Source organism: Dokdonella sp. (assembly GCF_035511235.1).
In the GTDB taxonomy this organism is placed as follows: domain Bacteria; phylum Pseudomonadota; class Gammaproteobacteria; order Xanthomonadales; family Rhodanobacteraceae; genus Dokdonella.
In genome coordinates, this window is the sequence record NZ_DATKFQ010000016.1 from 14,943 (window position 1) to 28,389 (window position 13,447).

The window sequence follows — 13,447 nt, forward strand, 5'->3', positions numbered from 1 at the left end:
GCGGCGCCCGGCGGGGACGGGCCGGCCGGCGGACGCGGGTGCGCAGTCTACCCGGGATGCCAGGCGCTGTCCCCTCGCGCCGGGGGCGCGCAACGAAGTACGGTGCCGAATCGGCCCCGTGCGCGATCCGGCGACGGCATGACGGACCTGCAACGAAAAACGGCGCGAACCGGGTGGTTCGCGCCGTCTTCTTCCGAAGTGGTGGGCGGTACAGGGATCGAACCTGTGACCCCTACCATGTCAAGGTAGTGCTCTACCGCTGAGCTAACCGCCCCAAAAGGGGCGCGAACTGTAGCGAACTCCGGCCGGCGGTACAAGCCTTCGTCGGCCACGACCTGAAATCGGAGCGTGACGCCGCGTGCGGGCGCGAGGATGGCACTGCCGATCGGGATTGCGCGGGCTTCGCGCGGCGGTTCTGTCACACCCGGGTGCGTCGGCGCTCCGGCCGGTCAGCGATTGGGAGATCGCAGCCGTCGCCGATCCGAAGACGGCGCTGCGGCGCGTGACGCTGCAGCGGGTGGCGCGACCGGCCGCCGCCCCGCGCATCGGCCTCGATCCGGCGCGGCGCACTCAGGCGGCGGCCGAGGTCTCCTGCTCGACCGCCTCGGCCGGCGGCAGCGCCAGGTGCAGATGCGAGCCGGTGCGGTCGATCACGCCGGGACCGTGCACCTGCCGCGTGCCGGCGGGGATCCACCAGGCCCAGGGGTCGGTCGGCACCGACAGCTCGAGCCGCTCCGGCGCGCGGTCGAGCAGAACCGGCGTCAGCAGCGAGGTGTAGCCGCTGCCGTGCTCGGGCTGCAGCGATTCGAGCAGGATGCCGCGCAGCGGCGGCCGGCCCTGGGCGCCGCCGTCGAGGCTGCGCACCGCGACCGGCAGGGCGCGCCGTGCGAGCAGTTCGACGCCGGCCTCGACGCGGCCGCCGTCGTCGATGCGCATCCAGCGCACCACGCCGACCATCCAGTCGGCCTGGTCGGCCGCCGGCGCGGGCAGACTGAGGCCGATCGCGTCGCCGACCTTCATGCGCACCAGGTCGCTGTCGGCGCCGTGGTTCCAGCACAGGCGATAGCCGGCCGCGCTCTGGTCGAGCACGCGCGCGGCACCGGGCAGCACGCGCAGCAGATCGGCGCCGCCCTGCGTCCAGGCCGCCGGCCGGTCGTGGCTGGCGACGGCGATGCCGAGCGCGTCCTGCAGGAAGCTGTCGAAGTCCAGGCCGCCGGCCAGCGCGCGATGCAGGTCGTGCAGGCCGATCACGGCGTCGAGCGGCTGGCCGCCGGGCATGCGTGCGTGGTCGCGCGCGCTGCTGTCGGCGAGGCTGACGACCATGCGGCGCACGACGTCGATGTCGACCTCGACGCTGGGCCCGGCCGGCGCGCGCAGCGCGACTCGGTGCGCGCCCGGCGGCAGCGCGACGATGCAGCTCTCGACGTAGGCGAGCAGCCGTGCCGGATCGATCGCGATGCGCGCCTGCCGGCCGCGCTCGCCATCGTCGGCGGCATGGCCGGGCTCGCGATCGCCGAGCATGTCGACCGTGCGCAGGCCCTCGACCTCGCCGTCGCGCAGATCGCAATACGAGGCCAGGGCACGCGTCAGCGCGACCACGGCCGGCAGCTCGCGCCGCGAATAGCGATACGGATTGGCCAGCGCCAGCAGCAGCGCGTGCTGGTAGACCAGGCGCGGACTGCGCAGCGCGACGTGGGCGCCCTCGTCGGCGCCGCGCTCGTCGAGCTTCACCGAGGCCAGGAACCGGTGTACGCCGTGCATCAGCTGCCAGGCGCCGGAGGCCGGTACGCGATACGCCGCATAGGCGCGCTGCAGGCGCTCGCCGCCGTGCTGCAGCGCGCGCAGTCCGGCCAGCGCGACGCGGCCGCCCTTGAGCATCGGCACGGTGCCTGCCGGTGCGCAGGCGTCGTAGAGCGCCTCCAGGTAGCCGAGCGCGAGCGCCTGATGGATCTCCTCCACGCGCGCGGCGAGCTCCGCCCTTTGCGGCTGCAGCGGCAGCGCCGCGGCGGCCGTCTGCTGCTCGATCATGTCGATCAGCTGCTGCGCGACCGGCCGGATCGCCTCGAGCGCGTCGAGCCGTTCGAGCGCGGCGGCGCGCTGCTGGTTCATCTGCTGCAGGCGCTCGACGACCTGGCGCGAGGTCGACGCGACGCTGGCCAGCGGCAGGCCGGCCAGCCAGTTGCGCAGCGCGCGCGGGTCGAGCGCGGCGCCCGCCGGCGGCGCGTGCCGCTCGGGAATCGTCCGCACCAGCTGCCGATACGCCTCACTCACGCGCCGTCGTCCCGATCCGTTTCGTGGCGGCGGCCGCAGGTGCGCGTGCCGCCGATCGGCGCCCGCCCAGGCAGGACGGTCGTCCGCGCATCACCTTAAGGGCAGGGGCTGCACCGGTGCAACCGGCGGCGGTGCCCGGTCCGGTTTCAGCAGCGGACGTAGCGGCTGCAGACTGCCGTCGTGCGGCCCGGGCACGAGGCCGAGCAGATGCGCCAGCAGCGGGTAGACGTCGACGTTGTCGATCGGCGGCACCTGCGCGCCCGGGACGAAGGCCGGGCCGCGGGCGATGAAGATCGCCTGCATGCTCGGCAGTGCCGGATCGTAGCCGTGCTCGCCGCGCGAGACGTGTGCCAGCGCCGCCATCCGCGCCCGCGTCGACACGACCCAGCCTTCGTCGGCCAGGCACAGCAGCGGCGGCACGCGCCGGTGCGTGCCGTAGCGGAAGCGCGCCGGCAATGCCTGCTTGCGCCAGCACTCCATGTGCGCATGGCGGCCGAGCAGCGCACGCTCCACCGCGGCGCTGCGCCCCGGCTGCGGACGCAGGCCGGCCAGCACGCCGGTGGTCACGATGTCGGCGTCGGCCTCGTCGATCAGATCCTCCAGATACGTCACCTGTCCCGGCACCACGGTCGCCATGCCGTGATCGGAGACGATCAGCAGATGGACGCGGTCGTCGAGGCCGCGCGCGGCGATGCCGGCGACCAGGCGCGCGATCGCGGCATCGACGCGGCGCACCGCCGCGGCGGCCTGCGGCGAATCCGGACCGTCGTGATGCGCGGCCTTGTCGACGTGCTCGAAGTACAGCGATATGAACACCGGCCGCCGCGCGGCGGGCCGGTCGAGCCAGCCGAGCACGGTGTCGACGCGCTGCTCGGGCGTCACCTCCGGGTCGAACGCGGCCCAGTCATCCGGATAAGCGCCGTGCACCGGCGCTTCGGACCCCGGCCAGTACATCGTCGCGGCGCGCCGCCCGGAGCGCTGCACGCGCGTCCAGATCGGCTCGGCCTGCGCCCACCAGCGCGCATCCTGCACCGCGGCCCGATTGGACGTCGCGAAGCGCTGCCCGGGCAGATCCGGATCGGTCATCGTGTTGTGGATGACGCCGTTGCGATCGGGCCGCAGGCCGGTGACCAGGGTGTAGTGGTTCGGAAACGTCAGCGACGGGAACGAGGGCTGCATCGAGGCCGCATGCGCGCCCTCGATCAGCAGGCGGTCCAGCGCCGGCGTCAGGCCGCGGCGAAGATCGGCCGGCCGGAACCCGTCGAGCGAGACCAGGATCACCGGATCGGAAGGCGCGGCTTCGGGGCCGCGGATCGCGGCACAGGCACCGAGCAGTGCGGCCAGCAGCGCCAGCAGCACGCCGCAGCGGAGCATCCTTGCGCAGCCGCGGCGCAGGCGCGGGCTCATCGCTGCACGCCCGCAGCGTGCTCGGCCGGCAGGCCGCTGAACGGCGCGAAGCCGAGCGCGCGCAAGGCCGAGAGCCGCTCGGCGGCGACGGCGGCCTCGTCGAAGTAGATTTCGCGCAACAGGGCCGTGTCGACGTCCGGATGCGTCGTGCGGATCGTCTCGGCGATCCGCTGCGTCTGCGCCGCGAGTTGCGCGGCGCGCTTGCCCAGGTGCACGGCATTGATCGCGGCCAGCACCGCGACGGCAGCCCAGGCGATCGTACCGAGCCGGCGCGGCACGCCCTCGCGCAGCGGCAGTGCCAGCGCGACGAGGCCGGCCCAGCCGAGCCAGAACACCGACGAGAAGCTGACCTAGCGGCTCGAGAACGCCTGATCGGCGCCGTAGTCGCCGGCGCGTCCGGCGGCCGCGAGCGCGGCGGCGACCAGGCCGAACACGAACAGGCCGCACCACGGCAGGCTGGCGCGGCGGTCGCGCGTGCGCACCATCGCGACCAGGCCGCTGACCAGACCGGCCGCACCGGCCAGCGGCGCCAGATCGGTCGCGAAGCGCGCGATGCCGGCGCCGAGGAAGTTCAGCAGGTAGTGCAGCGCGACGCCGGGCGCGGCGCCGGCGCTGCCGGTCGGTCCGGCCAGCCGATACTGCAGCGCGACCGCGGCGGCCGCGACCAGCCACGGCGCCGCATGCGCAAGGCGCTGCCGCCAGGACAGCTCGCCGCGCAGGGCGATCACGGTCAGCGCAGCCGGAATCAGCGCGATCGCGGTCGCGAAGCTCATATAGGCGATCGCCGCACCGGCCAGCGCGATCGCCTGGCGCCGCCCGTTCAGACTGCCGGCACTCAAGGCACGGATCGCGACCGCGACGCCGAGCAGGCACAGGAACACCGCGACCTGCCAGCCCCATTGCAGATTGGCCAGATGCCCCGGATACAGCGCGAAGCCGACCACCAGCCACCACGTGCGCGGCGCGGTCGCGGCCAGACTGTCGCGCGCGATCGCCAGTACCAGCGCGGCGTAGGCGAACAGCAGCGCCAGGCTGACCAGACAGTCCAGCCACGGCTGCCCGCCGGAAAGCGCGGTCGTCACCAGCAGCAGCGCGTAGGCGGCGCTGTGCAGATGGCCGCCGTGGAAGCGCCAGAAGTCCGACTGCGCGAGCGCGCCGTCCTGCCAGGCACGATAGATCGGCACCAGATCCAGGTGGTCCCACAGCATCAGCGGGATGTGCCAGCGCCAGGTCGCCAGCAGCAGGCCCAGACCGAGCGCGGCGGCGGCGAGTCGCGGGACGATCGGAACGGCGTGCATGCGGATTCGGCAGTCGTCGTCGTGCTGCGCCGGCGTCGCGGCGGCCGCCGATTGTCGCCGATGCGGATGACGCCGAAAACCTCGCCTGCTGCCGCCGCGGCGGCGTGCAACCGCGTCAGCGCACCGGCGCGCGCGTCAGCCGCAGATCGTCGAGCATGACCCGCGCTGCGGTGTAGCGGCCGTCGAGCCGGCTGCTGATGCGCAGCGCGTCGAACTCGACGCCGTCGAGCGTCAGCGTCCGCATCGCGATGTTGTCGCGGCCCGGCTGCGAGCCGTCGATCGTGAAGCTCGCGCTGCCGACGAGCGCATCGGCGCGGTAGGCCTCCAGGCGCACCTCGATGCCGCCCCACGGGCCGTTCTCGTAGTGCACGAGATTGACACCGACGCCGGTCGCCGGCGCATCGAGCGTCAGGCGCAGGTTGGCGAGCGGGCCGATCGTGAAGTTGGGGCCGCCGATGAAGGTCCGGCCGAACGTCAGCAGGTTCGGCGCACTGCCGATCTGCGGAAAATCCTCGAACAGCATCGCGGCGTTCTCGACGACGACCTCGCTGCCGAGTTCGCCGGCGGTGAACGGCACGCCGTCCGGATAGACGCCGTCGACACCGTTGACGTCCTCGTGGACGACGCCGGCATGCGCGAAGACCGCACCGCGGAAACCTTCGGCGAGCGTGTCGTAGCCGATCGTGACGGTCTCCGGGCCAGGCGGCCCCTGGTCGAACGCGCCGGTGAACACACGATCGTTGTGCAGCCGGATCAGCGCCAGATCGACCGTCCGCTCGGTCGAGCGCATCACCGCGCCGGCGATCACCGGCTGGCCGGCCTGCAGCGTCAGCGCGGTCGCGTCGCTGAAGACGCCTTCGGGGGCCAGATCGAAGCTGGCCACGCCGCCGTCGCCGAACGTCGGGTCGGGCACGCCGTCGGCATCGAGGCGCAGCGCGACGAACTGCGAGCGCCAGCCGGTCGCGTAGTACGCGCTGGCGACCAGCCGGCCGTCGCTCTGCCGGACCAGGCCGCTCGGATAGCGGTTCCAGGCCTGAGGCGCGATGTCGACCTGCTGATAGCCCGGATGCACGCCGTCGCCGAAGCTCGCATCGGTGCGGCCGTCGGCGATCAGGCGGCCGAACAGCAGGCCGGTACCGTCAACGGTCTCGTGATGACCGGCGAAGACGATCCGCCCGTCCGGCTCGACCAGCAGATGACCGATGCCGTTGAGCGTCGAATCGCTGCCGGGCAGCCGGAACGCGCGGCTGCCGCTGTCGCCGAAACCCGGATCGGGACGGCCGGCGGCGTCGAGACGATGGATCCAGAACTCGGTGCCGAGGAAGTCGACCTCGGCCCAGGAGCCGGCCGCGAGCACGGCATCGCCGGGCAGTATCCGCAGCGCGTGCAGATAGCCGGCGCGCTCGGGCTGCGCCGTACCGAGCAGGACATGGCCCTGGCCGTCGCCGAAGCCGGCATCCGGCACACCCTGGGCCGTGTAGCGCGCGACGATCGCGCGACCGACGACACCCTCGCCGATCAGCTCCCCGGCGACCACGATCCGGCCGCGGCTGTCGATCTCCAGCGCGTGGAATCGTGCCGTGCCGACGCGCACGACACCGGCGTCGCCGAAGCTGCGGTCGATGGCGCCGGCAGCGTCGAGCTTGACGACGAAACCGGTCAGCGGACCGAAAGCCTGCGCGGTGCCGGCCAGCAGGATCGACCCGTCGGCGAGCCGCTGCATCGCCTCGACTTCCTGCTGCGCGGTACCGGGCATCAGATCCGGCAGCACGACGAGACCCGGAGCGGCCGGATCGCCGCCGAACGAGGCATCGGGACGGCCGGCCGCATCGACGCGGGCGACCAGGCCGAGCACGTGCGGATCGAACGGCGAGCTCGGAGTGAAGCGATCGCGCGAACCGGCCATCAGCAGCTTGCCGTCGGGCTGGGTCAGCACGACCGCCGGACGCAGGCGATCGTTCGGGTTGGACGAGGCCAAGAAGGCCGTGCCGTCCTGGCCGAAGCGCGGATCGAGGTCGCCGTCACGCGGCGCCGGCGGACCGGCCAGCGCGACGCCCGCCAGTAGCAGGCCGGCCGCGAGCGGCACGGCGCGGCGGACAGTCGGAAACAGTGGGATCGGCATCGTGACTCCCTGGCAGCGCGCCGGCGGCGGCGCGCGAGGATGGCGGTGAGGCGCGCCCGGTCCGCAACGAACCGGAATCGGGCCTCACCTCGTCCCGTCACGGACGCAACGCGCTGCGCGAACCGATCATGCGCGCAGCCTTCGCTCCATCGTCCCTGCCGCTGGTACGTTCCGCATGACCGGCGCGGCGCCGTCGATCGGACCGGCGCGGCGGCCAGCCCTGCCGCGAGCCGCGGCGCCGCTCAGCTGCGCTTCTTCGGCAGGTAGAGGTCGGTGATCGTGCCTTCGTAGACCTCGGCGGCCAGGCCTACCGACTCGCTCAGCGTCGGATGGGGATGCACGGTCAGGCCGATGTCGGCCGCCTCGCAGCCCATCTCGATCGCCAGGGCCAGCTCGGCGATCAGGTCGCCGGCGTTCGGCGCGACGATGCCGGCGCCGATCAGGCGGTGCGTGGCCTCCTCGAAGATCAGCTTCGTGAAGCCTTCGGTGCGGCCGATGCCGACCGCGCGCGCCGAGGCGATGTGCGGAAACTTGCCGACGCCGTAGGCGATGCCGGCTTTCTTCGCCTCGCCCTCGGTCATGCCGACCCAGGCGATTTCCGGATCGGTGTAGGCCACGCTCGGGATCACGCGCGCGACGAACTCGCTCTTCTGGCCGGCCGCGACCTCGGCGGCGACCTTGCCCTCGTGCGTGGCCTTGTGCGCGAGCATCGGCTGGCCGACCAGATCGCCGATCGCGAAGATGTGCGGCACGTTGGTGCGCATCTGGCGGTCGACCGGAATGAAGCCGCGATCGGTCACGGTCACGCCGGCCTTGTCGGCGTCGACCTTGCCGCCGTTCGGCGCGCGGCCGACCGCGACCAGGATGCGGTCGTAGGTGGTCGGCGCCGGCGCGCCCTCGCCTTCGAACGTCGCGGTCAGGCCCTGCTCGCCCGCGGCGATGCCGGTCACCTTGACCTTCAGATGGATGCCGCCGTAGCGCTTGGACAGGCGCTGCTGCAGCGGCTTGACGAGGTCGGCGTCGGCGCCGGGCATCAGCTGGTCCATCAGCTCGACGACCGTGACCTCGCTGCCGAGCGCGTCGTAGACGCAGGCCATCTCCAGGCCGATGATGCCGCCGCCGACGACCAGCAGCTTGTTCGGCACGTCGGCGAGGTCCAGCGCGTCGGTGGAGTCCATCATGCGCGGGTCGTCCCACGGGAAGCCCGGCAGCTTCACGGCCTGCGAACCGGCCGCGATGATCGCCTTCTCGAAGCGCACCAGCTTGGTACCGTCGGCGCCCTCCACTTCCAGCTCGTTCGGCGAGACGAAGCGGCCGCTGCCCTGCAGTACCGTGACCTTGCGCTGCTTGGCCATGCCGGACAGGCCCTTGACCATCTGGCCGACGGTCTTGTCCTTGTGGCCGCGCAGCTTGTCCAGATCGATCTTCGGCGCGCCGAAATCCAGGCCGATGTCGGCCGCGTGCGCGGCCTCGTCGATCACGCGCGCGGCGTGCAGCAGCGCCTTGGACGGAATGCAGCCGACGTTGAGGCAGACGCCGCCGAGCGAGGCGTAGCGCTCGACCAGGACCGTGTCCTGGCCGAGGTCGGCCGCGCGGAACGCGGCCGTATAGCCGCCCGGGCCCGAACCGAGCACGACGACCTGGCAGCTGACGTCGGGCGTGCGGCCGCTCGCGGCGGCCGCCTTCGGCGCCGCGGCGGTGCCGGCTGCCGCAGCGGCGGATGCGGCCGGCGCGGCAGCTTTCGGCGTCTCGGCCGCCGCCGGTTTCGGCGCCTCGGCAGCCGGTTTCGCCGAGGCATCCGCGCCGGCCTCCTCGACGATCGCGACCACGCTGCCCTCGCTGACCGTGTCGCCGACCTTCACGCGCAGTTCCTTGACGATGCCGCCCGCGCTGGCCGGGACTTCCATCGTCGCCTTGTCCGACTCCAGCGTGACCAGGCCCTGGTCCTTCCTGACCGTATCGCCGACCTGCACCAGCAGTTCGATGACCGGGATGTCGCTGTAGTTGCCGATGTCGGGGACTTTGATTTCGCGGGTCGTGGCCATGTCGGGAATCGTCGGAAAGGAATGGAGTGAACGCAGCGCCGGATCAGCGCTGCGGGTCGGGCTGGCAGGTCAGCACCGCGAGCCCCGAGGCGGGGCCGGTGCCGGTGACGCCGGCGGCGCCGACTTCGCTGAAGCTGCCGGCGATCGCGAGCCGGCCGTCCGGCAGCGTCATCGCCTTGTTCGGGTTGTCTCCGGTGCCGCCGGCCACCTCGACCCAGTCGCCGTCCTGCAGCTTGGCGAAGCGCCGGATCGCCGTGCCTTGCGTATCGGCGGTGAACGTGCCGACCGCATACAGCGCCGGGCCGCTGCCGTCGTCGTAGACCTCGAAGTCGCGCACCTCGCTCGGCATCGGGAAGCCGTGGCCGACCGCCGACAGCGTGGTGCCGTCCCAGCGCGCGACCGCGAACATCGGCACGTTGCCGGTCGCCGAGGCGTCGAAGCGGCCGCCGATGTAGAGCGCGTCCTCGAACACGGCCAGGGCCTGCACCTGCGAGATGTTGCTGGTCGCGCGCTTGACGCCGCCGCCGACCGAGAAGAAGCCGCTGCCGTCGAAACCCATGACGTTCTTGGACTCGATCACGATCTCGCCGCCGCTGCCGTCGGGCAGGCGGATCCGGTCGAAGCGGCCGCCGACGTAGAGGTCGCCGCGGTACTCGGCCATCGTCATGATGATCGGCGCGACCAGGCCCTCGAAGCCTTCGCTGTGCGTCTCCCAGCTGCTGCCGTCCCACAGCGCCAGCAGCGGAAACTGCGGAATGCCGGTGGTGCCGCCGATCGCCAGACGGCCCTTGTAGACCAGGCCGGACCAGCCGAACGTCAGGCCCGGGAAACTGGCGCCGGCCAGCGCGCCGGCGGTCGTGCCGTCCCAGCTGAAGACGAGGTTGGTATTGGGTACGTCGGCGCCGCCGAAGCTGATGCCGTTCTGGCTGCCGACGATATAGAGCTTTTCGCCGTCACCCGGATCGAACGATACGAAGTCGGTCACGAAGCCGTCGCTGAGGCTGGTCGTGCCGAGTGGATGCGTGGTGCCGGCGGCCAGATCGATGCGCGCCACGCCGTTGCTGACGCCGTTGAACGGCGAGCCGGACGAGCCGCCGGCATAGGCGTCGGCGCCCCAGCGGCCGATGCCGTTGAGCGAACCGCCCGGCGTGCCGAGCGCGGTATCCCAGCCGCAGGTCACCTGCGGCGGCGGGTCGAAGCCGTCGGCGAAGATCGGATCGTTCTCGTCGCCGGCCGGTGCGGCCGTGGCCAGCAGCGCGACCGCGCCGAACAGGGCTCCTGAAACGGAAACCGCCATCGGATGTAGCCTCTTCATGCCTGCACTCCTCGTCGTATGGGTCGATCGGGTCAGCGGAACGGCCGTCCTGGCGGTGGAAACGGTGTGATGCCGGCGGACGCGTCAGCGCAGGCCCTCCGGCTCGAACCCGTCGGCGAAGAGGCGGTCCTCGACGCTCAGGCGATTGAAGAAGACGACGACCGAGGGCTGGCCCGAGTAGCCGATCGCCAGATCGAGCATGCCGTCGCCGTCGAAGTCGGCTGCGGCCAGCGCGGTGCCCGAGGCGGCGGCGTCGTAGCTCCAGTCCGGCAGCGCCGCCGGCAGGCCGGGCCGGTTCCGGTACAGATCGGCGCGGCCGGTCGAGAAGTCGATGTCGACGATGTCGGGCAGTTGGTCGCCGTCGAGATCGGCGACCAGCAGATCCTGATGGCTCGAATCGCGGCCGGACGTCCAGGCGTCGGCGAAGCCGCCGGCGCCGTCGTTGAGGAACACGTGCAGGCGCTCGTCGAGGCCGATCACGACGTCCAGATCGCCGTCGCCGTCCATGTCGGCGAATGCGATGCCGCGATCGCCCTGCCCGCTGCCGAACGTCAGCGCCGGCGCAGGCGCCGGCAGCGTGCCGGCATTGAGGTGCACGCCGCTGGTGAAGCCGACCCACTTGGCCAGGCCGATCTCGGGCCGGCCGTCGCCGTCCAGATCGCCGGCGGCGACGCTGTTCTGGATCGAGGCCTCGGCCGACTGCCAGACCGGCGTCGTCGTCAGCTGGCCGCCGTCGTTGCGGAACAGATACGCCGGGCGATGCACGTCGGGCTGGCCGCGGCCCTGGTTCGCGGTGACCAGGTCCAGATCGCCGTCGCCGTCGATGTCGACCAGCTTCATGCCGACCGCCCAGGCCGGCTGCGCGCTCTGCCAGCCCGGCGTCGTCGCCAGGCCCGCCGCACTGCCGAAGTAGATCGAATTGGGCGCGTACGCGCTGCCGCCGTTGGCGACGACCAGATCGTGGTAGCCGTCACCGTCGATGTCGGCGATCGCGGCATCGCCGGAGTGGACCTGATCGGCCGAGATCCAGCCGGCCTCGGCGGCGAGGCCGGCGCCGTCGTTGAAATAGACGAAGTTGCGCCAGTCCTCGTACGGCGGAAAGCTCGAGGACTGGTAGCACACGGCGGCGAGATCGGGCCGGCCGTCGCCGTTCAGATCGCCGGCCGCAAGCCCGCCGACCTGGATGCGCAGCGTGTTCTGCCAGTCCGGCGCGTCGCCGAACGGCAGCTCGGCGTCGCCGCGCGGCGTGGCGATCGGTGGCGTCTCCACGGCATCGACGCGTGCGATCGTGCGCCCGTCAGGTCCGACCTCGACCGCCATCGCCGCGGCGGTCCCGCGATCGGCCGCCAGCGGCTGCTCGAGCTCAGCGGAGTCCGGCGCGAGGCGCGGTACCACGCCGGCCGCGACCGACGCATGGCCCGGCATGCACACGGACAGCAGCGCCGCGACCGTAGCGGCGGCGATGCCGTGCAGCGGAACGGAGCGGGCCGGCATTGCGGGCACCTTAGAGCAGCACTCGCCGCATGTCCGCCAGCACCTGGCCGAGATACGTCGTGAAGCGCGCCGCCGAGGCGCCGTCGATGACGCGATGGTCGTAGCTCAGCGACAGCGGCAGCATCAGGCGCGGCTCGAAGTCCTTGCCGTTCCAGACCGGCAGCGTCTGGCTCTTGGACACGCCGAGGATCGCCACCTCCGGCGCGTTGATGATCGGCGTGAACGCGGTGCCGCCGATGCCGCCGAGGCTCGAGATCGAGAAGCAGCCGCCGGACATGTCGGCCGGCCCAAGCTTGCCATCGCGCGCCTTCTTGGCCAGCGCACCGGTCTCGGCCGCGATCTCGAGCACGCCCTTGCGGTCGGCGTCGCGCAAGACCGGCACGACCAGGCCGTTCGGCGTGTCGGCGGCGAAGCCGATATGGAAGTACTGCTTGAGGATCAGCGTGTCGCCGGCCGGGTCGAGCGAGGCGTTGAATTCCGGAAACTTCCTGAGCGCGGCGACCACCGCCTTGATCAGGAACGCCAGCATCGTCAGCTTGATGCCAGCCTTCTCGTTCTCCTTGTTGAGCGCGACGCGCAGCGCCTCCAGGTCGGTCACGTCGGCGTGGTCGTGCTGCGTGACGTGCGGAATCATCGCCCAGTTGCGCGCCAGGTTGGCGCCGGAGATCTTCTTGATCTTCGACAGCGGCTGCTGCTCGACCGGGCCGAACTTCGAGAAATCGATCTGCGGCCACGGCAGCAGCTGCAGGCCGCCGCCCATGGGCGCCGCGCCCGTCGCGCCACCGGCCAGCGCCTTCTTGACGTAGGCCTGCACGTCCTCGCGGACGATACGGCCGCCGCGTGCGCTGCCGCTGACCTTGCGCAGATCGACGCCGAGCTCGCGCGCGAACAGGCGCACCGCCGGGCTCGCATGCGGCACCTTCTCCGGCAACACGGTATCGGCGCCGAATGCCACCGGCGGCGTGCGCGGGCCGGACGCCTCCGGGTCGAGGTCGGGCGCGACCGCGGCGGTCTGCAGCTCGCTCAGCGCGGCCGGCCGGCTCGTGTCGACGGTCGCCTTCTCGGACTTGTCGGCCGGTTTGGCGGCGGCGGGCGGCGGCTCGGCTGCCTTCGCCGGCTCCGCCGCCTCGGCGGGCGCGGCCGCCGCGGCGGGCCTGGCCTCGGCAGCCGGCGCATCGCCGGCCTCGACGATCGCGACGACCGAGCCTTCGCTGACGGTGTCGCCGATCTTCACGCGCAGTTCCTTGACGACGCCGCCGGCCGAGGACGGCACCTCCATCGTCGCCTTGTCCGATTCCAGCGTGACCAGGCCCTGGTCCTTGCGCACGCTGTCGCCCGGCTTGACCAGCAGCTCGATGACGGGAATGTCGGTGTAGTTGCCGATGTCGGGGACTTTGACTTCTTGGCTGGCCATCAAGCTGCTCCGGATGATCGCCGACACGGGCCCGCTCGGCGTTGCAATCGGGCTATTGTGGCGCCGAAGCGCGATCCCGCC

The 13,447-nt window shown here is 72.2% G+C and carries 9 protein-coding genes and 1 tRNA gene; all 10 read right to left on the minus strand.

Annotation, left to right across the window (positions count from 1 at the left end):
• Positions 1-199: 199 nt before the first annotated feature.
• Positions 200-274: transfer RNA gene (locus VMR06_RS08465), tRNA-Val, on the minus strand.
• A gap of 296 nt (positions 275-570) precedes the next feature.
• Entirely contained in the window at positions 571-2,271 is a 1,701-nt protein-coding gene (locus tag VMR06_RS08470; RefSeq protein ID WP_325375134.1) for a hypothetical protein, read from the minus strand.
• Positions 2,272-2,361: 90 nt separating this feature from the next.
• Positions 2,362-3,678, minus strand: a complete 1,317-nt coding sequence (locus VMR06_RS08475; RefSeq protein WP_325375138.1) for an ectonucleotide pyrophosphatase/phosphodiesterase — start codon at positions 3,676-3,678, stop codon at positions 2,362-2,364.
• Positions 3,675-4,013, minus strand: coding sequence for a hypothetical protein (locus tag VMR06_RS08480; RefSeq protein ID WP_325375141.1), 339 nt, complete (start codon positions 4,011-4,013; stop codon positions 3,675-3,677). Before VMR06_RS08480 ends, VMR06_RS08475 begins: the two co-directional genes overlap by 4 nt.
• Before the next feature lie 15 nt (positions 4,014-4,028).
• Positions 4,029-4,976 (minus strand): hypothetical protein, encoded by a 948-nt coding sequence (locus VMR06_RS08485; protein ID WP_325375146.1) that lies wholly within the window; start codon positions 4,974-4,976, stop codon positions 4,029-4,031.
• 115 nt (positions 4,977-5,091) lie between these two features.
• Positions 5,092-7,098, minus strand: coding sequence for a hypothetical protein (locus VMR06_RS08490; RefSeq protein WP_325375149.1), 2,007 nt, complete (start codon positions 7,096-7,098; stop codon positions 5,092-5,094).
• 242 nt (positions 7,099-7,340) lie between these two features.
• Positions 7,341-9,143 carry a dihydrolipoyl dehydrogenase gene (gene lpdA, locus VMR06_RS08495; RefSeq protein WP_325375152.1) on the minus strand — a complete coding sequence of 601 codons (1,803 nt, stop codon included), beginning with the start codon at positions 9,141-9,143 and terminating at the stop codon, positions 7,341-7,343.
• A 43-nt stretch (positions 9,144-9,186) separates the two neighbouring features.
• Entirely contained in the window at positions 9,187-10,458 is a 1,272-nt protein-coding gene (locus VMR06_RS08500) for a hypothetical protein (RefSeq protein ID WP_325375155.1), read from the minus strand.
• An 84-nt stretch (positions 10,459-10,542) separates the two neighbouring features.
• Positions 10,543-11,952: a VCBS repeat-containing protein gene (locus VMR06_RS08505; RefSeq protein WP_325375157.1), complete on the minus strand. Its 1,410-nt coding sequence runs from the start codon at positions 11,950-11,952 to the stop codon at positions 10,543-10,545.
• A 10-nt stretch (positions 11,953-11,962) separates the two neighbouring features.
• On the minus strand, positions 11,963-13,366 hold the full coding sequence (locus VMR06_RS08510) for a dihydrolipoyllysine-residue acetyltransferase (protein WP_325375159.1): 1,404 nt from the start codon (positions 13,364-13,366) through the stop codon (positions 11,963-11,965).
• Between the last annotated feature and the right edge of the window lie 81 nt (positions 13,367-13,447).